The organism is Bradyrhizobium pachyrhizi, assembly GCF_001189245.1.
In the GTDB taxonomy this organism is placed as follows: domain Bacteria; phylum Pseudomonadota; class Alphaproteobacteria; order Rhizobiales; family Xanthobacteraceae; genus Bradyrhizobium; species Bradyrhizobium pachyrhizi.
This window is the reverse complement of sequence record NZ_LFIQ01000077.1, coordinates 168456-193032: the sequence shown is the minus strand read 5'-3', so window position 1 is coordinate 193032 and position 24577 is coordinate 168456. Positions and strand designations below refer to the sequence as shown.

The window sequence follows — 24577 nt, the reverse complement described above, 5'->3', positions numbered from 1 at the left end:
CGGAAAACCGCTTCGCACTTTTCCGGATCAAGCTTTAGTCCTGCGGCTCGGCGAGCACCTCGCCTGACGCGTCGACGCGGAGCCAGCCCGACGGCGCGAGCCGCTGCTGCGGCAGGAAGCGGCCCTTGTAGTCCATCTTCTTGGAGCCCTCGATCCAGTACCCGAGATAGACGTAGGGCAGGCCCTGCCGGCGGGCGCGGGCGATGTGGTCGAGGATCATGAAGGTGCCGAGCGAGCGCGCCTCCAGCCCGGGCTCGAAGAACGAATAGACCATCGACAGCCCGTCGCTGAGCACGTCGGTCAGCGCCACCGCCATCAGCTCGTCGCCGCGACCGGTGATGGCGCTGTCGGGGTTGCGCTTGCGGTACTCGATGATCCGGGTCTCGACATGGCTGTCCTCGACCATCATGGCGTAGTCCAGCACGGTCATGTCGGCCATGCCGCCGTTGCGATGGCGGCGGTCGAGATAGGCCCGGAACACCGAGTATTGCTCCGAGGTCGGCACCGCGGTGCGCTGCTCGCCGATGATGTCGGCGTTGCGGGCCAGCACCTTGCGGAAGTTGCGGGAGGGGCGGAATTCGTTGGCGATCACCCGGACCGAGACGCAGGCCCGACACTGGTCGCAGGCCGGGCGGTAGGCGATCGACTGGCTGCGGCGGAAGCCGCCGTGGGTCAGCAAGTCGTTGAGATCGCCCGCTTTGTCACCGACCAGGTGCGTGAAAACCTTCCGCTCATGTCGGCCCGGCAAATACGGGCAAGGCGAGGGCGCCGTCAAATAGAACTGGGGAGTATCACGCGAATGCTGGGTCACGTCAGATCGTCGGGCTCCATAAACAATACAGGCAGCCGAGTGAGCATCGCCCCCCTGAGGCTAACGGTCAATTGGTTTAGGCGGGCCTAATAGGAGGTCCGCGCGGCCGGGGCGACCGGGGTCCGAACCGAGCTGTTGATAATGACGGTTCCGAGGATGATGTCGTGCAGCAGCCGGCGGCGGCCGTTGAACAGCCCGATCAGGAGCACCAGCGGCGACAGGAACGAGATCGTCACCCAGAATAGCACCGCATGGGTGGCGCCGAGCACGAAATAGCCGCGCGCGCCGTACCAGGTCCGCAGTTCCAGATCCATCATGCGCATGCCGATGGTGGCCGAGTGCTGCCCGCCGATCGAGGCGCCGTAATAGACGATGGCCCAGACGATCGAGGCCGGCGAGACCAGCCAGAACAGCGCCCAGCCGAGACCGAGCGTGACGAGGCCGAACACCGCGATGAAAATCACCGCGAGGATCACCGGCACCGACAGCACGAACAGGTCGATCAGGAACGCAAACACGCGTCGCGTCAGCACGCCGCGGAACAGATCCGGCTGCATCGACGGATCGAACGCATGCGGAGGAACGCCGCCGTCGCTGCGCCAGGCTTCGTTGCGCCAAGTGCCGCCGTCATTGCCGTAGGACATGACCAACCTCCGATGAAAGTCCCGCGCAGGACATGGGAACAGGAGGCGCGTTCGCCAAGCCTGCGCGAACATTAACTAGCCGAAATATTCCGGCGATTCGGGGGCTGGATTGAGCGGTTCTACCTTCACGCCGTCATTGCGAGCGGAGCGAAGCGACCCACTTGTCGCAATACGTCAGCTCTCCGCCTTGATCTTTTCGGCGGCCTTTGGCGCGAAATAGGTGAGGATGCCATCGGCGCCGGCGCGCTTGAAGCCGACCAGGCTCTCCATCATCGCGCGCTCGCCGTCGATCCAGCCGTTGGCGGCGGCGCCCGCGATCATCGCGTACTCGCCGGACACCTGGTACACGAAGGTCGGCATCGCGAAATGGTCCTTCACACGGCGGACGATGTCGAGATAGGGCATGCCCGGCTTCACCATCACCATGTCGGCGCCCTCGGCGATGTCGAGCTCGACCTCGCGCAGCGCCTCGTCGGAATTGGCGCTGTCCATCTGGTAGGTGCGCTTGTCGCCGGTCAGCGTCTTGGCCGAGCCGATCGCGTCGCGGAACGGGCCGTAGAAGGCGGAGGCGTATTTCGCCGCATAGGACATGATCTGCACGTCGCCGAAGCCGTTGTCGTCGAGCGCCTCGCGGATCGCACCGATCCGGCCATCCATCATGTCCGACGGTGCGATCACATCGCAGCCGGCCTCGGCCTGGGTCAGCGCCTGCTTCACCAGCACCGCGACGGTCTCGTCATTGAGGATCTTGCTGCCCTCGATCAGCCCGTCATGGCCGTGGCTGGTGAACGGATCGAGCGCGACGTCGCACAGCACGCCGATGTCGGGAAACTCCTTCTTGATCGCGCGCACCGCCTGGCACACCAGATTGTCGGGATTGAGCGCCTCCGAGCCCTGCTCGTCGCGCAGCGACGGCTCGGTGAACGGGAACAGCGCGATGCAGGGAATGTTGAGCTTTGCCGCGCGCTCGGCGTCGCGGACGATCTGGTCGACGGTGAGCCGGTCGACGCCGGGCATCGAGGCCACCGACGTGCGGGTGTTGTGGCCATCGACCACGAACATCGGCCAGATCAGGTCGTTGGTGGTCAGCACGTTCTCGCGCACCAGGCGGCGGGCCCATTCCGACTTGCGATTGCGCCGCATCCGGATCGTGAGGTCGAGCGAGGGTGAGGCGAGGGCATCGCTCTGGCGCCGGGGCGCATCGCGCAGTTCGATCGGGCGCCCGAATTTGATCGCCATGTTGTCTTCTCCTCGACGGACGGCTGGTCTGGACCTGATATAAGTCCGGTTCTAGCACCTGTCAGGGCCGCCGTCATTGCGCCGCTATTGCATCCGTGGCGCCCTTGATTTGCCGCAACGGCAATTGATTTTGCGTCCCCGGCGGGCCAAGACTGCGCCCATGAACCCCATTTTGCAGCCGCTCTGCGGCGATTCGGATGTCTGACACCTCTGCACGCGATCAGGCGCGGGACAACGCCATCTCGGTGAGCGCGATCTCGTCCGACCGGATCGAGCCGGACGACAATGCGTGGACGCGGCGCCTCGTCATCTTCCTGCGCATCATGGCCGTCGTCTCGGTCGCCAAGGGCCTCTATCACTGGGCCCAGGTGACCGGCTTCGTCGGCGGCGAGGAGGAGGCCTTCGAGAACCAGTCGATGGCCTGGCAGACCGCCACGATCTATTTCGCCGTCATCGAGCTCGTCGCTGCCGTCGGGCTCTGGCTCGCGACGCCCTGGGGCGCCGTGGTATGGCTGACCACCGTGGTGTCGATGGCGGTCATCGAGCTGATGTTTCCCGGCATCTATGGCGGCAGTCTCACCGTGGTCGGGCTCGAGGCGCTGATGCTCGCCGCCTATCTCGCGCTGGCCTGGATGTCGGCGCGCGAACGCCCGCCATAGGCCGGCGTCAGTGATGGCCTGTTGCCCCGTGGCGACAGCGCGACGAATAGCTGACGGCGGCCGGCAATATTTGGCAGCCGTGCGCGCAACGAGAAGACAGCATCGCTGGTTCTGATAGGTGGGTGCCGACAGATCGCATCCGTTTGAGACAACCCCTTCCGGGACGTCTCTACGGGACCTGCCGTCGGGGCCCATTTCACCGGATCTCGGCGCGTGTGCCGGCCGGCTTTGCGCGGGCCGACGGCGGAACCGGTCTGGCCCCCCGCAACAGATCAGCATCGCTTGCGCGCATCGCGTGCACGTCCCGCCGATGCACTCCGATAAAATTTTCAAAGAATTTTCCGGTAACCGATCGGTCACCGTAAAGGGTTCCCTCATACCCGTTACGCCACCGTTTCGAATTCAGACGATGCTGTTTCCGAATGTGACAGGGCAGGCAGACGAAGCGTGAACAAGGGTCCGCCACCGTCAATGAAAAGTTGCGAAAAGCCTTTGATCCATGGGCTTAATCCACGATTCACTGTCTTAAATTCATGATCTCTTTATTCTCTTATTTAAGCGGATATTCAAACGGCCCCCTTACGTTGGACCTATCAGGCGGGACACAAGTTTCGTCGAATAAAGTCGATAAAAACGACAAACAGGGGAAGTGTCATGATGAAAGCCGTTGCGACAACGGCGGCGGATGCCGCCGATCGCGCTACCGGTCAAGCTCCGGTGCAGCCGCTCTATCTCGAAGCCCTGACTTTGGTGGAGCGGCTGCATCGCCGGCTCCTCGACGTCATCAAGGACGAATTCGATCGTCGTGGCCGCGCCGACATCAACTCGGTGCAGGCGCTGCTCCTGTACAACATCGGCGACAAGGAGTTGACCGCCGGCGAGCTGCGCACCCGCGGCTACTATCTCGGCTCCAACGTCTCCTACAATCTGAAGAAGCTCGTCGAGCTCGGCTTCCTCGATCATCAGCGTTCGCGGGTCGATCGCCGCTCGGTCCGCATCCGGTTGACTCCGCAGGGCCAGGAGGTCCGGCGTATCGTCGACGCGCTCTATCAGAAGCACGTCAAGACGGTGGAGCAGGTCGGCGGCATCTCGAACGAGGAGTTCGCGAGCCTCAACAAGTCGCTGCATCGCCTCGAGCGCTTCTGGACCGACCAGATCCTGTATCGCCTCTGAGCCTTCCTGTTTTCGCCTGATGGCCAAGCCGGCCGCGCGAGAAGACCGGCAGCCTTCCTCCAGTCAACGCATCGGTCATGCCCGGCCGATGCGTTTTTCATGCTGCACGTGTTTCATGCTGCACCTGCGAAAATAAATGGGTCCCAGCGAGGAACCAAGCCGTTGCCGGAGCTTTATCCTGTCTCGCGGCGTGAACGAAATCTAATCGGATCTCGTCACGCTCGGATTTTTTAGACGCGTTTTCTTCACGCGAACCGGTGTCCACTTCGCTTGAAAACGCTCTGATGGAGAAGCAGGACATGCTGGTCGAGCGCGGGATCGAGGTGCTGAATGTCGAGGTCGTCGGTGACGCCTACGCGATCGCCTCGAACTATCTGCGCAAATCCGGCGCCATTCCCGACAATTTCGCCACCAATGAGCGCTTGCTCGGCATCATCGTGAAGCTGTTCCAGCGCGGTGAGATGAATCGCCTCCGCCTCGCCAACAAGGCGATCGCGAAGTTCGAGGCCGAGACGCTGGTGGTCGCCTGAGCGTCAACCCGGAGACTTCAATGGAAGCCGCTATCGATCGGATCATGCAGACGTATGATCTGCTGCTCAACCGCACGCCAGCTGCGAGCGAGGAAGCGCGGGCGAAGGTGACAGAGTACGTGCAGACGCTGTTCGACGCCGGCGAGCGCGATCCGCATCGGTTGACGGTGTGCGGGCTGACCTATCTGCGCCAGCTCGACGGTAGTACCGACCATGTGAAGGCCGGCTATACCGGGCTGTAGCGGCGCGCCTGGTTTCGCACTCTGTCTCGGCGGATGATCCAGTATTCCAGACGGTGCTTGAGCCAAGAAGCCGCGGGCGTACAGGATCGCCAACCTGGCGATGACGGTGCGGGCTCCTCACACACGATCGTCGTCCTGGCTTTCGCCAGGACGACACTGAGTTTGTCGCACCTCAAAACTGAAATGGAGCAACCGAAACCGCCAACTTTCCGTCGCTCGATTTCTGCACGGTGAATTCGACTTCCTTGGAAGCCTTGATGTCGCCCACAGAGACCGAGATGCCGCCTCTGCATTGCAATGTTCGCTTGTCCTCACTGGCCGACGTCGTGACGATCTCTTCATCGAGGAGGTATTGTGGCTTTGAGTTTTCCGCAGTGGGCTTTGCCGTCGATTCCCTGGCGGCGAAATTGACAAGCGGATTGCGGTGATCGTTGGAGATGGTCTGGAGCACGGCCTTCCGGGTTTCGATTGAATCGCACTCGAGTTGATCGCCGCAACCACCCAGAACAACCAGAATCGGAAAACCCAGAAACCAAAGCAGTCGTGACGGCATGCCAAGTGACTTCTGTGGGATGGATGGTTTCCGACAACCGGCCCAACGGAGCATGGTTCCTGCGCTCGGCGCGGCCGCTCCGAGTTGTGGCCCGCCCGCGACCGACAGGAACGCTGATCTTGCCGCTCCGTTGGTCCTCGATTGGTTGTGAGGAGCCGATCATGCGCACAACTGTCCTGTTCGCTGTCTTGACGTTTCTCCTGGCGTTCGGCGCTGCAGGACTGGCAAATGTGAGCCCGGCCAGCGCCCGGGATTATCCCTGGTGCGTGCAGGGGCGCGGCGTCGGCTATCCCGGCGATTGCATGTACCAAACCCGCGCCCAGTGTCTCGCGTCAGCTTCTGGAAGGAACGTGACCTGCGGGATCAATCCTCGCGCCGCATATGGTCAGCAGCGGCGGGGATATCGCTACCGCTATTGATTGTCTCGCCGATGGCGCGCGCGAGGCGGATGGGGAAGGGCGCACCCGACGGGGGATGCGGTTAGCCGGGGCCGCTTTTTGAGCCTGCCTTTTTGAAACCTCTATTGCCCTATGGATAAGTGTGGCCTTTCTGAGGAACGCGCACAGCCAGTGGCGTGCGGGGAAGGTCTCCAAACTCGGACGAGTCGTAGTCTCGGCCTTCAGGTGTCACGATGTGGATGTCGTAACACTGCGACCGTGAGAGCTCCTTTGCCTTGCGCAGAGCTGCCTCGGCCGTGCCACGACGGTGCACGATCTCTCCAAACTTGCACCTAGCTTTTACGGTGAAGCTCATCTTTCTTCTTTTTCTTGTTTCGCTTGACGACCTCGGCCTGAGCCCGGAAGGCTTGGGCGAGGCTCTTCATTTGCTCGGCCGCGAATTCGTCAGCCGTCCGCACCGCCGCCTGCTCGGCGGTCTTGGCCTGCTTCTTCAGGTCCTTGGCTATGCCCATGCCCTGTAACTTCCACGCCGTTTCGCTAGTTCCTTCCGTCTGATCTCATTGACGCGAAGCTGGCGGGAACTTTTCACGCTCCCGGGCTTTTTGATTTTGCTTTTGGGGCAGCCAAACGTCAGCGTTGGAGAGAGGAGCCATGAAGCGACGACGCCGGGTTAGGCAGATATTCCCCCTTGAAAAACGCCTTGCCCAAGAAGCAAAACGGCTACGTCAACGGGCCAAGAACCTTCCTCCCTGTCGAGAGCGAGAGACCCTTTTGAGGCAGGCGCGGCATGACGAAACCACCGCCAATTTGACGGCGTGGCTACTGTCCCAAGGTCCGCGGACACCCATCTAGGAGGACGCTCAATGCATACAAACCACCACCATATCGACGGTGTGGAGATTGCCTTTGTCAGCGCTGCGACCGTGTCGCTTGTGGCGCTGATCGCCTCCATGGCCTGGCTTTTGTTAGGTTGAAACTTGCCAGGGTTCGACCAAGTGCTCCATCGAGAATCTTCGTTCGGTGGTCGTGGCGGCCTCACCTTGAGGTGCCGGCTTTGCGTTCTCTTCCGTCCGCCGATCGGCTGTTGCGCGCAAGACACTCGCTTTGGGATATCCCGGCGGCGATTTACATAAGCTAATGCTGGAACCGCGCGGTTCTTGATGGATGGGGGAGCCTGCCTCCAATAGCTCAGCCCCGGATCAGGCAAATGGCCCCAGCACCGGCCTCCAGGCCCCCAAAGGTGCTGGGGCCATTTCGTGGTTTGGCGCGTGACCTGATGCGTTTCGGGCGAGCTTCGACAGCGCCACCATCCAGTGAGTGATCTGCCGCAGCGTCCCGTCTGCCCTCGGTGAGCAGACGGGACGCCGTCGGTGTTACTTGTTCTCCGGCTTCCAGGTCGTGCTGGCGCGATCGTATTTGAAACCAGGTGCAGCCTTCAGGCTGTCCTTGGTCTCGTCGAGCGTAAGCCACCACTTGTCGTCCTTCTTTTGAGACTTGACGGCCGTGAACGGCACGATCACGTCCTTCTCGCCGGCGCCGAGGAAGCCGCCGACACCGACGACGAGACCGGTCACCTTGCCGGACTTGTCGACAAGCACGTCGTCGATCGTCCCGATCTTGGATTCCTTCGGGTCGTAGACATTCTGCTTGTAGTAATTGGTGATGGTCGAACTGTCCGCCGGAGCGGCGGGCATGGTGGTTGCCGCATGCGCGGCGGTGGCGAATGCCGCAGCCATGATGCAGCCGATAGCCAACTTCTTCATAAGAGGTCTCCTTGCCTTCAGTGCATATGGCCGATCAGGTAGATGCCGCCGCCGATCACGATGATCGCCGGCACGGCCCAGAGAATGATGACTGGCATGCGATCGCCTCCTAGTATGAGCTGCAGACCTTGACGCTCTTCATGCCGGTCTCGGCTTCGGTGCGCGTCTTGTAGACAGTGCCTGACGGACTGACGACGGTGGTGGTCGTGTCGACCGGCTTCTTGTCGACGATCGTGCACTTCTTCGTCTTCACGTCCTGCACGACGTAGAATTCATCCGCTGCAAATGCCGGCGAGACGAAAGCGGCAAGCAAAGATGCCGCGACAATGGTCTTAAACTTCATGTTCTCTCCTCCAATAGCCGTACCAATCGGCGGAGGTGGAACGAGAGAAAATGGCGAAGGTTCCTAGAACCGAACTTGCGTTGCCGGGCCGCGCCGAATCAAAGCAAGCGAAAAACGATCCGAGAGGGTGCGGCGATTTGCAGCACTCGCTAGCCGCGCCCTGCGGCTTGCCGAAGGCTGTGGCGAATGGTCGCTAGGGGACACGCAGACGCGAGATCGGCGAGCGATTCCTGATCCGAAGGGATCGCGCTGTCCGAGTGGCGATGCGATCACGTGACCGGATGCAGCCGGCGATCGGCAGGCTGCTTTCCGAAAATTCTGGAGGAAGCCCCATGATGCCGTCCCACATGCGCCTGTTCGGCGCGGTCGTCGCGCTGTTGCTTGGGACGAGCGGTCCGGCGCCCGCGCAGCAGCTCGAGCTCAAGCTGATGGCGCCGGCGGCGCCCGGCGGCGGCTGGGATCAGACCGCGCGCTCGATGCAGCAGGCGCTGGTCGCCTCCGGTGTCGCGCGCAGCGTCCAGGTCACTAACGTTCCCGGCGCCGGCGGCAGCGTCGGCATCGCGCAGTTCGTCAACGGCGCCAAGGGCGACGGCAACCAGATGATGGTGAACGGCTTCGTCATGGTGGGCGCACTCGCCATGAACAAGTCGCCGGTGACGCTGGATCAGGTGACGCCGATTGCGCGCCTCACCGAGGAGACCCAGGTCATCGTGGTGCCGGCGAACTCGCCGATCAAGACAGCGCAGGATCTCGCCGCCGCGGTGAAGGCCGATATCGCCAAGGTGACCTTTGCCGGCGGCTCGGCCGGCGGCGTCGACCATGTAATGGCGGCGCTGTTCGCGGGCACGGTCGGCGCCGATGCCAAGAAGATCAACTACATTCCGTTCTCGGGCGGCGGCGAGTCGCTTGCAGCCATTCTCGGCGGCAAGGTCACGGCCGGCATTTCCGGCCTCAGCGAATACGAAGGCCAGATCAAGGCCGGCAAGTTGCGCGCGCTCGGCGTGACGTCGGCGAACCGTCTGCCCGGCGTCGATATCCCGACCTTCAAGGAGCAGGGCATTGATCTCGTGCTGGCCAACTGGCGCTCGGTGGTCGCACCGCCTGGCATCACGCCGGCGCAGCGCAAGGTGCTGAGCGATGCGGTCGAGAAGATGGTGAAGTCCGATGCCTGGAAGGAGATCCTGAAGCAGAAGGGCTGGGACGACGCCTACCTTGGCGGCGACGCCTTCGCGGATTTCCTGAAGAAGGAAATCGTTCGGGTCACTGACGTGCTCAAGTCCGTCGGCCTCGTGAAGTCATGACGCCGGACGCGGCGTCTGAAAATCTCCGGCCCGCGCCGGCGCGACGCGTCGATCGCGCCGGCGTTGTCATCGCGGCCGCGCTTGCCGGGCTTGCCGCGGTGCTGGTGTGGGACGCCAGCAAGCTGCCGTCCACCACGATGTATGGCATGGGGCCGGAGGCGATGCCGGTCGTCATCGCGATCGGCCTTGTCATTCTGGCGATCGGCAATCTGATCGACGCGCTGCGCGGCAACCTGCCGCCGCGCGAGAGCATGGATCCGAAACCGGTGGGGCTGATCATCGGCGGCCTGGCGCTCCTGATCGCCATCATCGGCTTTGGCGGCGGTTTCATCCTCGCCACCTCGGCGCTGTTCGTCACCACGTCGGCGGCGTTCGGCCGCCGCGCCGTGCTGGCCGACACCGCCATCGCGCTCGTGATCACGACGCTGATTTATCTCGCGTTCGACAAGCTGTTGACGCTGAGCCTTCCCGCCGGCCCGCTGGAGCGACTGCTGTGATGGACACCTTCGCCGCGCTGGCGCACGGCATGGCGGTCGCCATGCAGCCCATGAACCTGCTTTACGCCCTGATCGGCGTGTTCCTGGGCACCGCGGTCGGCGTGTTGCCGGGCATCGGTCCGGCGCTGACGGTCGCGCTGCTGCTGCCGGTGACCTACAAGCTCGATCCCGGCGGCTCGCTGATCATGTTCGCCGGCATCTACTATGGCGGCATGTATGGCGGATCGACCACCGCGATCCTGATCAACACGCCGGGTGAGAGCGCGTCGATGGCGACCGCGCTCGAGGGCAACAAGATGGCCAAGGCCGGCCGCGGCGGCCCGGCGCTGGCGACCTCGGCGATCGGCTCGTTCGTGGCCGGCACCATCGCCACCATCGGCCTCGCATTCCTCGCGCCATGGCTGGTCGATTTCGCCGTGCGCTTCGGGCCGGAGGATTACTTCGCGCTGATGTGCGTCGCCTTCGTCACGGTGTCGGCAACCTTCGGCGACTCGCCGGTCCGCGGCCTCACCAGCCTGTTCATCGGCCTCACGCTCGGGCTGGTCGGCATCGACAAGCTGACCGGTCAGGCGCGGCTTGCCTTCGGCATCCCCGAGCTGCTCGACGGCGTCGAGGTGACGACGCTCGCGGTCGGCCTGTTCGCGGTCGGCGAGGCGCTCTATGTCGCCTCGCGCCGCCATCACGCCGAGGAGAAGCTCGAGCCGGTGCGCGGCTCGCTGTGGATGACGAAAGAGGATTGGCGGCGGTCGTGGAAGCCGTGGCTGCGCGGCACGCTGTTCGGCTTTCCGATCGGGGCGCTGCCGGCCGGCGGCGCTGAGATCCCGACATTCCTGTCCTATTCCACCGAGCGGCGGCTGACCAAACATCCGGAGGAGTTCGGTAAGGGCGCGATCGAAGGCGTCGCAGGGCCGGAGGCGGCGAACAACGCGTCCGCCGCCGGCACGCTGGTGCCGCTGTTGACGCTCGGGCTGCCGACCTCGGCAACGGCTGCAATGATGCTGGCGGGCTTCCAGCAATACGGCCTCAACCCGGGGCCGCTGTTGTTCGCGGAGCGGCCGGACCTGGTGTGGGGCCTGATCGCGAGCCTGTTCATCGCCAACGGCATGCTGCTGGTGCTCAATCTGCCGCTGGTCGGGCTTTGGGTGCGGCTGCTGGCGATCCCGCAGCCCTGGCTCTATGCCGGCATCCTGGTGTTCGCCACCATGGGCACGATCGCGGCCAAGCCGTCGGTCGTCGAGCTGTCGATGCTGGCGGCGTTCGGCGTGATGGGCTTTCTGATGCGCCGGTTCGACTTCCCGATCGCGCCGGTCGTGATCGGGCTGATCCTCGGGCCGATCGCCGAAAGCCAGCTGCGCCGCGCGCTGGCGATCAGCCTCGGCGATCCCATGGTGCTGCTGCAAAGCCCGATGTCGGCGACGCTGCTCGGCATCGCGCTGATCGCGCTGCTGGCGCCGTTCGTGCTCAAGGGGCTCGGGCGATTCAAGGCGAACGAGGATTAGGGCGCGACCAGACCGTAAAAGGCCCGCTCCGGGGCTCGCATTTCGGAGCGGGCCAGTCTGGGCACGGCAAATATCGCCGCGACGCGAAAACTAGCGCGACAAGCTGACACCACCCTGACGACAGCGAAAAAAGAGAGGCGGCCGAATGCGGCCTCTCGGTCACATGATTTTCCGTGAACTGAAAGTTCAGCTCACCATTTGTAGGCGAGGCTCGCCGTGATGCGGCGGCGATCGCCGTAGTAGCAGGAGCTGATCGTCGCGCAGCTCGCGACATAGATCTTGTCGGTGACGTTCACGACATTGAGCGCCGCGCGCCAGTTGTTGTCCCATTCGTAATGCAAGGCGAGGTCGCCGAGCACGACCCCCGGGACCCGTGCGGTGTTCGCGGTGTCGGCAAAGGACGAGCCGACATAGCGCACGCCGCCGCCGAAGCCGAAGCCCGTGAGCGGGCCGTCGCGGAAGGTGTAGTCGGTCCACACCGATGCGAGCTGCTGCGGCGCGTTGGTCGGCACGGTGCCGATCAGCGCGGGGTTGAGGTCCTTGCTGACGAACAGCTCGTAATTGGTGTAGCTCGCCACCAGCTTGAAATCGCGCGTGATGTTCGCGACCGCCTCGAGCTCGACGCCGCGCGAGGTGACTTCGCCGTTCTGGGTCTGGAACAGCGGGTTGTTCGGATCGGTTGTCAGCGCGTTCTTGCGCTTGAGGTCGAAATACGCGACGCCGAACCGTGCGTTGAGCCCGACCGGCTCGTACTTGACGCCGACCTCGGTCTGCTCGGAGGTTTCCGGCAGCAGCAATTGGCCGGACGCGGTGGTGCCGATGACCGGATTGTAGCCCGTCATGTAGGAAACGTAGGGCGCAACGCCGCTGTCGAAATTATAGATCGCGCCGACACGGCCGGAGAACTGGCTGTCGTCGCGGCCCTGGGACGCGCCGATCCGGTTGTTGTTGGTGAGATCGACCCAGTCCTGGCGTCCGGACAGCACGACCGTCAGGCGGTCGAGCTTGACCTGATCCTGCAGATAGAGACCGGCCATGCCCTGGGCGAGATAGGCGTTCTGATACAGCGGGCCGCTGTACGGCAGGTTGGTGCCGTAGACCGGATTGAGCACGTTGAGATTGGTGCCCATGCCAAAACCCTGGCGGTCGTCGATGCCGTAATATTTCAGGTCGACGCCGACCAGCGCGGTGTGCTGCAGCGCGCCGGTGGTGAAACGGTATTCGAGCTGATTGTCGAGGTTGAGCTGGGTGGCGATGCCGCGGGTGTAGAAATTGCCGCGGGCGATGTCGGCGGCGGCCGGCGTCGTCGCGTAGCCGAGCCCGTAGAGACCGGCATAATAGACGTCGACATGCGCCATGCGCGCATTCTGGCGGAAATCGACGCTGTCGGTCACGCTCTTCTGGAACTGGTAGCCGACCATCTGCTGGTCGCGGCGGAACTGGTCGGCGCTGGGATCGCCGACGAACAGGCTGGTCGGAATCCGGCCGAACGGCGCGTTGGTGACGGTGCCGACATAGGGCAGGAAGTTCAGCGCGCGCGTGTTGCTGTGCGAGGCCATGCCGAACACGGTGAGGCTGGTGTCGGCATCGGGCCGCCAAGTGACCGACGGGGCAAAGAAGAAGTTGTTGTCGTAGACATAGTCGGTCTGGGTGCCGCCGCCCTGGGCCTGGCCGACCAGGCGGTACTGCACCTGGCCGTTGCCGGGCTGCGCCGTCGCGCCGCCGATATCGAACTGGGTATAGGCGTTGCCGAAATTGTTGACGCCGGTCTCGATGTAGCGAATGGGCTCGGCCTGCGGCAGCTTGCTCACTGCGTTGACGAGGCCGCCCGGCGCCGAGCCGCCATACAGGATGCCGGACGGACCGCGCAGCACCTCGACGCGCTCGAGATTGAAGGGCTGCAGCTTCCAGCTCGCATAGGAAGTGTAGAACAGCTGCAGGCCGTCGAGGAACAGCGACTCGTTCTGCGCGGGGAAGCCGCGGATCATGAACCAGTCGTTGCGGAAATCGGCGCCATAGGTGCCGCCGATGACGCCCGGCGTGTAGCGCAGCACCTCGTCGAACTTGCTGACGATCTTCTGGTCGCGGATCTGCTCGGCGCTGATGACCGACACCGATTGCGGGGTCTGGATGATCGGCGTGCTGGTCTTGGTGCCGCTGGCGCTCAGCCGCGCCAGATAGCCGGTGACCGGGCCGTTGGCGCGTTCGTGCCCGCCGCCGGCGCCCGTGGGCTGCTGAGCGGTCTGAGGCTGCGCGCTCACCGGGGCGGCCGTCGTGCGGCGCGAGGCGCTGCGTGCGCGCGTGGTCCGTTGCGAGGACTGCTGCGATCGCGCCGCTTGCCGCTGCGGCGCTTCGACTGTCACGGACGGCAATTGCGTCTGGGCGAAGAGATCGTCCGCACCGACAACCGAAAACACAACGACAGCCGAAGCAGCAAACCGCTGCGGCCGAATCCACCTGCACGACATTTATTCCACGCTCCGTAAAAAATCTTGAGCGAGTCGTTATCACGGTGATTTTCGCGAGCAGCCTGCGTGCGGTTAGAAGCTGTCGAAGTTGCGCGCAAAGCTTGGCTGTGTGACCGGAAGACAACGGCGTATGACGCGCAACTGCACGCATCGCGTGAGAGCTTTGAATCGATCCAGTGTTGAACGATTCAAAAATCGAACGATTCAAAAATCGTCTCGCCGTCTCGTGAGTCGATGCATCGCGATCGCGCGCGACTTGATCAAGCGAGTCCGAAGTTGCGTGGTTGCGCGTGCAAGACGTTGAAACCTCGAGGCGATCGTTGTCTCGTCCGCGGCCCCGCGCGGTCGGGAAGGGGTGTCACGTTCCATTCGGCGGCTGCCACAGCCGTGCTGGCCGCGCGGCGGGAACCGGGCGGTGGGGGTGGCCGTCCGGCCGGCTGGCAATCCCCGCCATCCCCACCATATCTGGCATAATTGACCGGCAGGGACCGCAACCGCTTGGCCATTTTGGGGCGATGTGATAACGCTCTGAAACCAGCTTCGACCGCCACTTGTGACCGTCCGCATCCCGCCTAAAGGCTTGCGGCGGTGGAGATATTTCGCCGATGACCTCATCCAGCAAGACCGCTTCCGCGCCCGATTCCTTCTTCACCGCGACCCTCGCCGAGGCCGATCCCGAAATCGCTGCCGCGATCAAGGGCGAACTCGGCCGGCAGCGTCACGAGATCGAGCTGATCGCCTCGGAAAACATCGTCAGCCGCGCCGTGCTGGAGGCGCAGGGCTCGGTGATGACCAACAAATACGCGGAGGGTTATCCGGGTGCGCGCTACTACGGCGGTTGCGAGTGGGTCGACGTCGCCGAGACGCTGGCGATCGAGCGCGCCAAGAAGCTGTTCGGCGCCGGCTTCGCCAACGTCCAGCCGAACTCCGGCAGCCAGATGAACCAGGCGGCGTTTCTGGCGCTGCTGCAACCCGGCGACACCTTCATGGGCCTCGACCTCGCGGCCGGCGGCCATCTCACCCATGGTTCGCCGGTCAACATGTCCGGCAAGTGGTTCAAGGCCGCGCACTACACCGTGCGCCGCGAGGACCAGATCATCGACATGGACGAAGTCCAGAAGCAGGCCGAGCACGTCAGGCCGAAGCTGATCATCGCCGGCGGCTCGGCCTATTCGCGCGCCTGGGACTTCAAGCGCTTCCGCGAGATCGCGGATTCGGTCGGCGCGTATCTGCTGGTCGACATGGCGCATTTCGCGGGCCTCGTCGCCGGCGGCGTGCATGCCTCGCCGGTGCCGCACGCCCACGTCACCACCACGACGACGCACAAGTCGCTGCGCGGTCCGCGCGGCGGCCTGATCCTCACCAATGACGAGACGCTGGCCAAGAAGCTCAACTCGGCGATCTTCCCGGGCCTGCAGGGCGGTCCGCTGATGCACGTCATCGCCGCCAAGGCAGTGGCGTTCGCCGAAGCGCTGCGGCCGGACTTCAAGGTCTACGCCAAGAACGTGGTCGAGAACGCCAAGGCGCTGGCGGAGACGCTGCGCGGCCACGGCCTCGACATCGTCTCCGGCGGCACCGACAACCATCTGATGCTGGTCGATCTCAGGCCGAAGGGCCTGAAGGGCAACATCTCCGAGAAGGCGCTGGTGCGCGCCGCCATCACCTGCAACAAGAACGGCATCCCGTTCGATCCCGAAAAGCCGTTCGTCACCTCCGGCCTGCGTCTCGGCACGCCGGCGGCGACCACGCGCGGCTTCGGCGTCGCCGAGTTCAAGCAGGTCGGCGGCATGATCGCGGAAGTGCTGAACGCGTTGGCGCAGTCGCCGGACGGCAAGGCGCCGCTGGTCGAGGCTGCGATCAAGGAGCGCGTCAAGGCGCTGACCGATCGCTTCCCGATCTATCAGTAAAAGGTCGCTGCCAGAGGTCCCGTCGGATGCGCTGCCCGAGCTGCAATTCTCTCGACACGCAGGTCAAGGACTCGCGTCCGACCGAGGACTCCGCGGTCATTCGCAGGCGTCGCGTCTGCATGGCCTGCAACTTCCGCTTCACGACCTTCGAGCGGGTGCAGCTGCGCGAGCTGACCGTGATCAAGCGCAACGGCCGCCGCGTGCCGTTCGACCGCGACAAGCTGGTGCGCTCGCTGCAGATCTCCTTGCGCAAGCGCCCGGTGGAATCCGAGCGGGTGGAGAAGATGGTGTCCACCATCGTGCGCGAGCTCGAAAGCGGCGGCGAGGCCGAGGTTTCGTCGGAGGCGATCGGCGAGATCGTGATGGAGCATCTGCGCCAGCTCGACGACGTCGCCTATGTGCGCTTCGCCTCGGTCTATCGTAACTTCCGCGAGGCCAAGGACTTCGAGGCCGTGCTCGACGAATTGACCGGCGAAGAAGACCCGCGGCTCGCGACGCTACGCAAATGATCTTCCGCATTCTGGAAGACCAGTTCGCGCAGAAGGCCAAAGAGGCCAGGGAAGCGGCAAAGGCGGCCGATCTGCGCTTCATGCAGCTGGCGCTGGCGCTTGGCCGGCGCGGGCTCGGGCGCACCTGGCCCAATCCGGCGGTCGGCGCCGTCATCGTCAAGGACGGCGTCATCGTCGGCCGCGGCTGGACGCAAGCAGGCGGCCGGCCGCACGCCGAGGTCGAGGCACTCAGGCGCGCCGGCGATGCCGCGCGCGGCGCCACGCTCTACGTGACGCTCGAACCCTGCTCGCATTTCGGCCGCTCGCCGCCTTGCGCCGACGCCGTTGTGGCGGCCGGGCTCGCCCGCGTCGTCTCGGCGATCGAGGATCCCAATCCGGAAGTCGCCGGGCAGGGGCACGCCAAGCTGCGTGCCGCCGGCATCGCGGTCGATGTCGGGCTGTGCGCGGAAGAGGCCGCGCGCGACCATGCCGGGCACTTCCGCCGTATCCGCGACAAGCGCCCGCATGTGATCCTCAAGCTCGCGGTGTCCGCCGACGACAAGATCGCAGCTGATGGCCACAAGCCGGTTGCGATATCAGGCGAGGCCGCGCGGACCCGGGTGCATCTGCTGCGCGCGCAGAGCGATGCGATCCTGGTCGGCATCGGCACGGTCAAGGCCGACGATCCGCTTTTGACCTGCCGGCTGCCCGGCATGGCGGCGCGCTCGCCGGTGCGCCTGGTACTGGACCGTGCGCTGCGCATTTCAGGCGACAGCCGCTTGGTGCATTCGGCGCGCGAGACGCCGCTCTGGGTGCTGACATCTGACATGGCGGAGGCGCCTGCCGCGGTGAAGCTCGGTGCCGCCGGCGCGCAGGTGATCCGCGTCGCCGCCAGCGCGCCCCAAGGGCTCGATCTGCCGTCCGTCCTGGATGCGCTGGCGGAGAAGGGGATCTCGCGGCTGCTGGTCGAGGGCGGATCGCGCGTGGCAAATTCTTTCGTGGCAGCCGGCCTTGTCGACGAGATCTGGCTGTTGCGCGGACCTGATGCGATCGGTGCCGGCGGCGTTCCCGCGCTGGACGCAATGCCGCTCGACGCAATCACGCAGTCGCCCGTCTTCCGGCTTCGTGCTAGCGAAACCCTCGGCAAAGACAGTCTCATGATCTACGAGCGTGCGTAATGTTTACCGGAATTGTCACCGATATCGGTGAGATCACCAGCCTGAAGCAGGTGGCGCAGGGGCAGCTGCACCGGATGCGGATTGCTTGCGACTACGACCAGACCACGATCGCCGACGGCGCCTCGATCGCCTGCAATGGCGTCTGCCTCACCGTCGTCGCCTCCGGCACCGCCGATGGCAAGACCTGGTTCGATGTCGATGCGGCGGCCGAGACGCTCGGCATGACCACCGCCAAGCATTGGGGGCAGGGCGGCCGGCTCAATCTCGAGCGCGCGCTCAAGATCGGCGACGAACTCGGCGGTCACATCGTGGCCGGGCATGCCGACGGCATCGCCACCATCGTCAAGCGCGACGATCTGCCCGACATGGCGCGCTTCGAGCTGCGAACCACTCGGGAGCTGGCGCGTTTCATCGCGGCGAAGGGGTCGGTCACGCTGGACGGCGTGTCGCTGACCGTGAACACGGTCGACGATGTCAGCTTTTCGGTGCTGATCATCCCGCACACGCTTTCCGTGACGACCCTGGGCGGCTGGAAGGCGGGCAGCGAGGTCAATATCGAGGTCGATCTGATGGCCCGCTACGCGGCGCGGCTATCGGAGATGAAATAGCTTCGGCTCGGGCATTGCGGCCAAGACAGACGTCCCTATCTGCCTATTCGCCTCGGGCGATTTTCAGCCCGGGTGGCCTATGCATTGCAAGCGAACCCGGCCTGAAAAATCGGGCTGATCGCGGTGACATCCAGGCCAGTATTGCCCTTGGCTTTAGCCCCTGCTGCGCCTAAAACGCTGCACAACTCCTCCCCAAGTTCCGATTGGTATTGCAATGGCTGACGCGCGGCGCGCACCCCTGAAGGACCAGACCGACATTACCGGCGCACGCGTGCTGATCGTCGAGGCGCGGTTCTATGACGACATCCAGGATGCGCTGCTGCAAGGCGCGCTGGCCGAGATCAAGGCCGCGGGTGCGACGCACGATGTGATCACGGTGCCGGGCGCGCTGGAGATTCCGGCGGCGATCGCGATCGCGATCGATGCGGCTGAAGCGAACGGCAAGCCCTATGACGCGGCGATCGCGCTCGGCTGCGTGGTGCGCGGCGACACCATCCATTTCGAGATCGTCTCGCAGGAGTCCTCGCGCGGATTGATGGATTTGGCCGTCAGCCGGAAATTCCCGCTCGGCAACGGCATCCTCACCGTCAACACCGAGGCGCAGGCCTGGGCGCGGGCGCGCGCCAGCGAGCTCAACAAGGGCGGCGACGCGGCGCGTGCGGCGCTGGCGATGCTGCGGATCAAACGCCGCCTGGCAAAGGCTTGACCATGGCTGACAACAAGAAGCCCGCGAAAGCCCCCGACAGAAAAGCCAACCGCCGCGGCGCGGCACGGCTCGCGGCGGTGCAGGCGCTCTACCAGATGGACATTGGCGGCGCCGGCATCAACGACATCTTCGCCGAGTTCGAAAGCCACTGGCTCGGCAACGAGGTCGAGGGCGAGAAGTACCTGCCGGCGGAAGCCGCGTTTTTCCGCGACGTGGTCTCCGGCGTGGTGCGCGACCAGGCCAGGCTCGACCCGCTGATCGACGAGGCGCTGTCGAAGGGCTGGCCGCTGAAGCGGATCGACGCCATCCTGCGCGCGGTGCTGCGGGCAGGGTCCTACGAGCTCGAGCACCGCAAGGACGTGCCGGGCCGCGTGGTCGTCTCCGAATATGTCGACGTCGCGCATGCCTTCGTCGAGAAGGACGAAACCGGCATGGTCAACGCCGTGCTCGACCAGATCGCGCGCCAGTTCCGCGGCGACGAGTTTGTGCGGAGCTGAGTGGAGACATATGATCGCTTGACCGTCTCCCTGAGGAGGCCGCGCAGCGGCCGGCTCGAAGGGCGGCGGCCCGGCTGGGGCCGTGCATCCTTCGAGGCTCGCTCCGCTCGCACCTCAGGATGACGGGGCTGCTATCGTGACGCAGAGCGACAAACCGATATCCGGCGAAGACTCCCTGATCGCGCGCTATTTCAAGCCGCTCGCGACCGATCCGGGGGCGTTCGGGCTCGACGACGACGCCGCCGCGCTGAGGGCGGCCGGCGAGGACATCGTGGTCACCACGGACGCCATCGTCGAGGGCGTGCATTTCCTCCGCGACGATCCGCCCGACACGCTGGCGCGCAAGGCGCTGCGGGTGAACCTCTCCGACATCGCTGCCAAGGGCGCGGTGCCGGCGGGCTTCGTGCTGACGCTGGCGCTGCGCGGCGCCGAGGAGGCCTGGCTGAAGCCGTTTGCCCGGGCGCTCGGCGAGGACGCGGCGCATTTCGGCTGCCCGCTGCTCGGTGGCGACACGGTCTCGACGCCGGGGCCGCTGATGATCTCGATCACTGCGTTCGGCCGGGTGCCGCAGGGCACGATGGTGCATCGCGCAGGGGCACAGGCGGGCGACCGTGTGTTCGTCACCGGCACGATCGGAGACGCCGCGCTCGGCCTCGATGTGCTCCGGGGTGGCCCGGTCGCCGCGGCTGTGGCGGACGATGTGGTCGGGCGGGATTATCTTGCCGCCCGTTACCGTGTTCCGCAGCCGCGCAACGCCTTGGCCAAGGCCGTTCGCACCCACGCCAGCGCCGCGATGGATGTGTCCGACGGTCTTGCCGGCGATCTGACCAAGCTTTGCGCAGCCAGTGGTGTGGCGGCCGTGATCAACGTGACGAGTATCCCGTTGTCGTCCGCGGCCGCAGCGCTGCTCGCACGCAAGGCGATCGATATCGAGACCTTGGTGGCCGGCGGTGATGATTACGAGCTCTTGTGCGCGGTCCCGAGCGATCATGTCGACGCGTTTCTGCGCGACGCACGGCAGGCCAAGGTCGCGGTGACCGCAATCGGCGGCTTGATCGCAGGCTTGTCGCCACCGAGCTTCCTTGACGGGCAGGGCCGGGAACTGAAGCTGAAGCGGCTGTCCTACAGCCATTTCTAGAGCGTTTTCGAGCGAAGCGGGCACCGGTTCGCATTAAGAAAACCCGTCGGAATGGAAGCCGCGCTCGACTTCCCGCGCCTGATAGCGCCGATTTTCCTTCTAAATAGCTGCCGATATCGGCGTTTTCGGCCACAGGTGGCGTTGCACAGCGGTAACGATTTTGGCAAGGTCGCGCTCGATTTGAGGCAATCCGTTTTTGGGGAGGATTGTCCTCGCAAAATAAGCGCCTGCCGCCCCCTAGCGGCACAAGAAGGCGCGGGGGTTACATCAAGGATCTGAGGCAACATGACAGCTTTATGGTTGATTGTGCTCTGCGGGGCGCTTTCCATCGTCTACGCGATCTGGGCGACGCAGTCGGTCTTGAACGCGGATGCGGGTAATCCGCGCATGCAGGAAATCGCGGCCGCGGTGCGCGAGGGCGCACAGGCCTATCTGCGGCGGCAGTACACCACGATCGGCATGGTCGGTATCGTGATCTTCGTGGTGCTGGCCTACTTCCTGGGCCTGCCGGTGGCGATCGGCTTTGCGATCGGCGCCATCCTGTCGGGGGCTGCCGGCTTCATCGGCATGAACGTCTCGGTGCGCGCCAACGTCCGCACCGCTCAGGCGGCAACCACCTCGCTCGCCGGCGGCCTCGAGCTCGCCTTCAAGGCGGGCGCGATCACCGGCATGCTGGTTGCGGGGCTCGCGCTGCTCGGCGTCACCATCTACTTCATGGTGCTGGTCAAGTTCATGGGTCTGGAAGCGGGCAGCCGCACCGTGGTCGACGCCATGGTGGCGCTCGGCTTCGGCGCCTCGCTGATCTCGATCTTCGCCCGTCTCGGCGGCGGCATCTTCACCAAGGGTGCGGACGTCGGCGGCGACCTCGTCGGCAAGGTCGAGGCCGGTATCCCGGAGGACGATCCGCGTAACCCGGCCACCATCGCCGACAACGTCGGCGACAATGTCGGCGACTGCGCCGGCATGGCGGCTGACCTGTTCGAGACCTATGCGGTGACCGCGGTCGCCACCATGGTGCTTGCGGCGATCTTCTTCGCCAAGACGCCGATCCTCGTGAACATGATGACGCTGCCGCTCGCGATCGGCGGCATCTGCATCATCACCTCGATCATCGGCACCTTCTTCGTCAAGCTCGGTGCCAGCCAGTCCATCATGGGCGCCCTCTATAAGGGCCTGATCGCCACCGGCATCCTGTCGCTGGTCGGCGTCGCGCTCGTGATCAATTGGCTGGTCGGCTTCGGCAAGCTCGACGGCGTCGACTATACCGGCATGGCGCTGTTCTGGTGCGGCGTGGTCGGTCTCGTCGTCACCGGCCTGATCATCTGGATCACCGAATACTACACCGGCACCGACTATCGCCCGGTGAAGTCGATCGCCTCGGCCTCGGTCACCGGTCACGGCACCAACGTGATCCAAGGCCTGGCGGTCTCGATGGAAGCGACCGCGCTGCCCGCGATCGTGATCATCGCCGGCATCCTCGTCACCTACAGCCTTGCCGGCCTGTTCGGCATCGCGATCGCGACCGCCACCATGCTGGCGCTGGCCGGCATGATCGTCGCGCTCGACGCCTTCGGCCCGGTCACCGACAACGCCGGCGGCATCGCCGAGATGGCGGGGCTGCCGAAGGAGGTGCGCAAGTCGACCGACGCGCTCGACGCGGTCGGCAACACCACCAAGGCGGTGACCAAGGGCTACGCGATCGGCTCCGCCGGTCTCGGTGCGCTAGTGCTGTTTGCGGCCTATAATCAGGACCTCAAATTCTTCATCAGCGACGCCAATGCCCATGCCTACTTCAAGGGCGTCAACCCGGACTTCTCCCTGAACAATCCTTACGTCGTGGTCGGCCTGCTGTTCGGCGGCCTGCTGCCGTATCTGTTCGGTGCGATGGGCATGACCGCAGTCGGTCGTGCCGCCGGTGCGATCGTCGAGGAAGTGCGCCGTCAGTTCCGCGAGAAGCCCGGCATCATGCAGGGCACCGACAAGCCGGACTACGGCAAGGCGGTCGACCTGCTGACCCGGGCGGCGATCAAGGAGATGATCATCCCGTCGCTGCTGCCGGTGCTGTCGCCGATCGTGGTCTACTTCCTGATCTATGCGATCGCGGGCGGCGGCGCAGCCGGCAAGTCGGCAGCATTCTCCGCGGTCGGTGCCATGCTGCTCGGCGTCATCGTCACCGGTCTGTTCGTCGCGATCTCGATGACCTCGGGTGGCGGCGCATGGGACAACGCCAAGAAGTACATCGAGGACGGCCACTACGGCGGCAAGGGCTCTGACGCCCACAAGTCCGCGGTGACCGGCGATACCGTCGGCGATCCCTACAAGGACACGGCGGGCCCGGCGGTGAATCCGATGATCAAGATCACCAACATCGTGGCGCTGCTGCTGCTGGCGATCCTGGCGCACTGAGCTGCGGACACGACTGAAACGAAGCCCCGCGGTGAAAGCCGCGGGGTTTTATTTTTGAACCAGACGCGAACAACACGGAGATCAATCGATGTCGCTCTCATCCGCACGGAACTACGCGCTCCGCGCCTCCAAATCGCAGGATCAGAAGGAGGCCATCGAGCTGCTCTCGAAGGCGATCATGGAACTGGCGATGTCGATTGAAGCGACCGACGCCAAGGTCAAGAAGATCAACAAGTCTTCGTAGCGTCAGAGCGTAGGGTGGATTAGCGAAGCGTAATCCACCGATAGGTCTAGCCGCATGTTTGCAGCGTCATTCCGGGGCGCCTCGAAGAGGCGAACCCGGAATCTCGAGATTCCGGGTTCGATGCTTCGCATCGTCCCGGAATGACGGCTACGCCGTCACTTGACCTCCATCTGCAGGCCTTCCTTCTCGATGATTGCCGCGAACTTCTTCGTCTCGGCATCGACGAAATCGGAGAATTGCTGGGGCGTGCCGTAGTCGGCGCGCGCGCCCATGCCGGCGATGTTCTTCTTGACGTCGTCGCGCTCCAGCATCGCCTTGACCTGGCGGTTCAACTCGTCGAGCACCGGGGCGGGTGCGGTCTTCGGCAGGAACACGCCGAACCAGGACGAGACGTCGAACTTTGCCAATTCCGGCGCGCCCTCGCGCATCGTCGGCAGGTTCGGTGCGGAATCGCTGCGCTCCGGCGTGGTGACACAGAGGCCGTTGAGTTTGCCGTCCTGCACCTGCGGCAGCGACGGATAGAGATTGTCGAACAGGATCTGGATGTCGCCGGCGAGCCCGGCCTGCAATGCGGGACCAGCGCCGCGGAACGGCACGTGCGTCATCTTCAGCCCGGTGAGTTGCAGGAACCAGGCGCCGGTGAGGTGAGGGCTCTGCCCGGTGCCGGACGAGCCGTAGGTGAGCTTGTCCGGATTCTTCTTCAGGAAGGCGATCAATTCGGGGATCGACTTGAGGCCGGTCGACGGATGCGCCGACACGATGTTCGGAATCCGGATCATGTTGGAGACCGGCCGCAACTGATCGGCCTTGTAGGTCAGGTTGCGAAAGATGCTGTAGGCGATCGCGTTGGGGCCGGGATTACCGATCAGGATGGTGTGGCCGTCGCCCTTGGCGCGCGTGACCTCGGATGTGCCGATGGTGCCGCCGGCGCCGGAGCGATTCTCCACCACCACCGACTGGCCCCAGAGCGGCTGCAAATGCGCCGCGAGCAGCCGTCCCATCACGTCGGTCGATCCGCCGGCCGCCGCCGGCACGATGAGGCGGACGGTCTCGGTCGGCCGCCAGTCACCGGCGCCGAGGCTCGCGCGCGGCAGGATCGCCGCGGCCGTCAATGCGGCCGTACCCGATAATACCGTACGACGGGAAAATCTCTTGGCTCTCATGCGTTTACCCCCTGCTCAGGCTCTTTGTTTGCGAGCAAACTAGGGGACCGCTTGCCCCTCGGGCAAGCGACAACTTGGCGCAGCGGGTTATGCTTCAGACTCCGGTTTGACGCGCTTCCTTC

26 protein-coding genes are annotated in these 24577 nt (G+C 64.5%); 17 read left to right on the top strand and 9 right to left on the bottom strand.

What is annotated here, in order from left to right; all coding sequences use genetic code 11:
• Nucleotides 1-34: 34 nt before the first annotated feature.
• The 3 genes from AKL29_RS17045 to hemB all read right to left on the bottom strand — a co-directional run bounded on the left by AKL29_RS17045 (nucleotide 35) and on the right by hemB (nucleotide 2694).
• On the bottom strand, nucleotides 35-811 hold the full coding sequence (locus tag AKL29_RS17045; protein ID WP_028333854.1) for an arginyltransferase: 777 nt from the start codon (nucleotides 809-811) through the stop codon (nucleotides 35-37).
• Between the two features lie 86 nt (nucleotides 812-897).
• Entirely contained in the window at nucleotides 898-1455 is a 558-nt protein-coding gene (locus tag AKL29_RS17040; protein ID WP_050384936.1) for an RDD family protein, read from the bottom strand.
• Nucleotides 1456-1629: 174 nt separating this feature from the next.
• Nucleotides 1630-2694: a porphobilinogen synthase gene (hemB, locus tag AKL29_RS17035; protein ID WP_050384935.1), complete on the bottom strand. Its 1065-nt coding sequence runs from the start codon at nucleotides 2692-2694 to the stop codon at nucleotides 1630-1632.
• Between the two features lie 197 nt (nucleotides 2695-2891).
• Between hemB and AKL29_RS17030 the strand changes: the two genes are divergently transcribed.
• From AKL29_RS17030 to AKL29_RS17015, 4 genes are all read left to right on the top strand, one after another.
• On the top strand, nucleotides 2892-3353 hold the full coding sequence (locus AKL29_RS17030; protein ID WP_016845013.1) for a DUF6163 family protein: 462 nt from the start codon (nucleotides 2892-2894) through the stop codon (nucleotides 3351-3353).
• 654 nt (nucleotides 3354-4007) lie between these two features.
• Complete coding sequence (ldtR, locus tag AKL29_RS17025) at nucleotides 4008-4526, top strand: transcriptional regulator LdtR (RefSeq protein ID WP_028333857.1); 519 nt, start codon at nucleotides 4008-4010, stop codon at nucleotides 4524-4526.
• Nucleotides 4527-4825: 299 nt separating this feature from the next.
• Entirely contained in the window at nucleotides 4826-5056 is a 231-nt protein-coding gene (locus AKL29_RS17020) for a hypothetical protein (RefSeq protein WP_028333858.1), read from the top strand.
• A 20-nt stretch (nucleotides 5057-5076) separates the two neighbouring features.
• Complete coding sequence (locus tag AKL29_RS17015; protein ID WP_050384934.1) at nucleotides 5077-5298, top strand: hypothetical protein; 222 nt, start codon at nucleotides 5077-5079, stop codon at nucleotides 5296-5298.
• Nucleotides 5299-5470: 172 nt separating this feature from the next.
• Here the strand turns inward: AKL29_RS17015 and AKL29_RS17010 are convergent, their stop codons facing one another.
• Nucleotides 5471-5851, bottom strand: coding sequence for a hypothetical protein (locus AKL29_RS17010; protein WP_050384933.1), 381 nt, complete (start codon nucleotides 5849-5851; stop codon nucleotides 5471-5473).
• Nucleotides 5852-6012: 161 nt separating this feature from the next.
• Between AKL29_RS17010 and AKL29_RS40745 the strand changes: the two genes are divergently transcribed.
• Nucleotides 6013-6270, top strand: coding sequence for a DUF3551 domain-containing protein (locus tag AKL29_RS40745; RefSeq protein WP_082190610.1), 258 nt, complete (start codon nucleotides 6013-6015; stop codon nucleotides 6268-6270).
• A gap of 311 nt (nucleotides 6271-6581) precedes the next feature.
• Here AKL29_RS40745 and AKL29_RS17005 read toward each other — a convergent pair whose 3' ends face one another.
• The 3 genes from AKL29_RS17005 to AKL29_RS16995 form a co-directional block, all read right to left on the bottom strand.
• A complete protein-coding gene (locus AKL29_RS17005; protein WP_016845008.1) occupies nucleotides 6582-6761 on the bottom strand; it encodes a hypothetical protein in 180 nt (59 codons plus the stop codon).
• An 861-nt stretch (nucleotides 6762-7622) separates the two neighbouring features.
• Nucleotides 7623-8012, bottom strand: coding sequence for a PRC-barrel domain-containing protein (locus AKL29_RS17000; protein WP_028340955.1), 390 nt, complete (start codon nucleotides 8010-8012; stop codon nucleotides 7623-7625).
• Between the two features lie 109 nt (nucleotides 8013-8121).
• On the bottom strand, nucleotides 8122-8355 hold the full coding sequence (locus AKL29_RS16995) for a hypothetical protein (RefSeq protein WP_028333862.1): 234 nt from the start codon (nucleotides 8353-8355) through the stop codon (nucleotides 8122-8124).
• Between the two features lie 335 nt (nucleotides 8356-8690).
• Between AKL29_RS16995 and AKL29_RS16990 the strand changes: the two genes are divergently transcribed.
• Genes AKL29_RS16990 through AKL29_RS16980 form a run of 3 tightly spaced genes read left to right on the top strand, consistent with a single transcriptional unit; the run spans nucleotide 8691 to nucleotide 11652 of the window.
• Nucleotides 8691-9656 carry a Bug family tripartite tricarboxylate transporter substrate binding protein gene (locus AKL29_RS16990; protein WP_152977632.1) on the top strand — a complete coding sequence of 322 codons (966 nt, stop codon included), beginning with the start codon at nucleotides 8691-8693 and terminating at the stop codon, nucleotides 9654-9656.
• A complete protein-coding gene (locus tag AKL29_RS16985) occupies nucleotides 9653-10153 on the top strand; it encodes a tripartite tricarboxylate transporter TctB family protein (RefSeq protein ID WP_028333864.1) in 501 nt (166 codons plus the stop codon). Before AKL29_RS16990 ends, AKL29_RS16985 begins: the two co-directional genes overlap by 4 nt.
• A complete protein-coding gene (locus AKL29_RS16980) occupies nucleotides 10153-11652 on the top strand; it encodes a tripartite tricarboxylate transporter permease (protein ID WP_028333865.1) in 1500 nt (499 codons plus the stop codon). The genes AKL29_RS16985 and AKL29_RS16980 overlap by 1 nt, the downstream gene beginning before the upstream one ends.
• A 191-nt stretch (nucleotides 11653-11843) precedes the next feature.
• Here AKL29_RS16980 and AKL29_RS16975 read toward each other — a convergent pair whose 3' ends face one another.
• Entirely contained in the window at nucleotides 11844-14120 is a 2277-nt protein-coding gene (locus tag AKL29_RS16975) for a TonB-dependent siderophore receptor (protein WP_050384932.1), read from the bottom strand.
• A 605-nt stretch (nucleotides 14121-14725) separates the two neighbouring features.
• Here AKL29_RS16975 and glyA point away from each other — a divergent pair.
• From glyA to AKL29_RS43355, 9 genes are all read left to right on the top strand, one after another.
• Nucleotides 14726-16027: a serine hydroxymethyltransferase gene (gene glyA, locus AKL29_RS16970; protein WP_050384931.1), complete on the top strand. Its 1302-nt coding sequence runs from the start codon at nucleotides 14726-14728 to the stop codon at nucleotides 16025-16027.
• A 26-nt stretch (nucleotides 16028-16053) separates the two neighbouring features.
• Nucleotides 16054-16536 (top strand): transcriptional regulator NrdR, encoded by a 483-nt coding sequence (gene nrdR, locus AKL29_RS16965; protein ID WP_016844999.1) that lies wholly within the window; start codon nucleotides 16054-16056, stop codon nucleotides 16534-16536.
• Complete coding sequence (gene ribD / locus AKL29_RS16960) at nucleotides 16533-17693, top strand: bifunctional diaminohydroxyphosphoribosylaminopyrimidine deaminase/5-amino-6-(5-phosphoribosylamino)uracil reductase RibD (protein ID WP_050384930.1); 1161 nt, start codon at nucleotides 16533-16535, stop codon at nucleotides 17691-17693. The genes nrdR and ribD overlap by 4 nt, the downstream gene beginning before the upstream one ends.
• Nucleotides 17693-18301, top strand: coding sequence for a riboflavin synthase (locus AKL29_RS16955; protein WP_050384929.1), 609 nt, complete (start codon nucleotides 17693-17695; stop codon nucleotides 18299-18301). Before ribD ends, AKL29_RS16955 begins: the two co-directional genes overlap by 1 nt.
• Nucleotides 18302-18515: 214 nt before the next feature.
• The gene (ribH, locus tag AKL29_RS16950; protein WP_050384928.1) at nucleotides 18516-19007 is read left to right on the top strand and encodes a 6,7-dimethyl-8-ribityllumazine synthase; all 492 of its coding nucleotides are present in this window, start codon (nucleotides 18516-18518) and stop codon (nucleotides 19005-19007) included.
• Nucleotides 19008-19009: 2 nt separating this feature from the next.
• Nucleotides 19010-19504 (top strand): transcription antitermination factor NusB, encoded by a 495-nt coding sequence (gene nusB / locus AKL29_RS16945; protein ID WP_016844994.1) that lies wholly within the window; start codon nucleotides 19010-19012, stop codon nucleotides 19502-19504.
• Between the two features lie 136 nt (nucleotides 19505-19640).
• Entirely contained in the window at nucleotides 19641-20642 is a 1002-nt protein-coding gene (gene thiL / locus AKL29_RS16940; RefSeq protein WP_050384927.1) for a thiamine-phosphate kinase, read from the top strand.
• A gap of 285 nt (nucleotides 20643-20927) precedes the next feature.
• Nucleotides 20928-23048: a sodium-translocating pyrophosphatase gene (locus tag AKL29_RS16935; protein WP_028333872.1), complete on the top strand. Its 2121-nt coding sequence runs from the start codon at nucleotides 20928-20930 to the stop codon at nucleotides 23046-23048.
• 88 nt (nucleotides 23049-23136) lie between these two features.
• On the top strand, nucleotides 23137-23292 hold the full coding sequence (locus AKL29_RS43355; RefSeq protein WP_167350400.1) for a hypothetical protein: 156 nt from the start codon (nucleotides 23137-23139) through the stop codon (nucleotides 23290-23292).
• Nucleotides 23293-23447: 155 nt separating this feature from the next.
• Here AKL29_RS43355 and AKL29_RS16930 read toward each other — a convergent pair whose 3' ends face one another.
• The gene (locus AKL29_RS16930; protein WP_050384926.1) at nucleotides 23448-24455 is read right to left on the bottom strand and encodes a Bug family tripartite tricarboxylate transporter substrate binding protein; all 1008 of its coding nucleotides are present in this window, start codon (nucleotides 24453-24455) and stop codon (nucleotides 23448-23450) included.
• Nucleotides 24456-24577 lie beyond the last annotated feature (122 nt).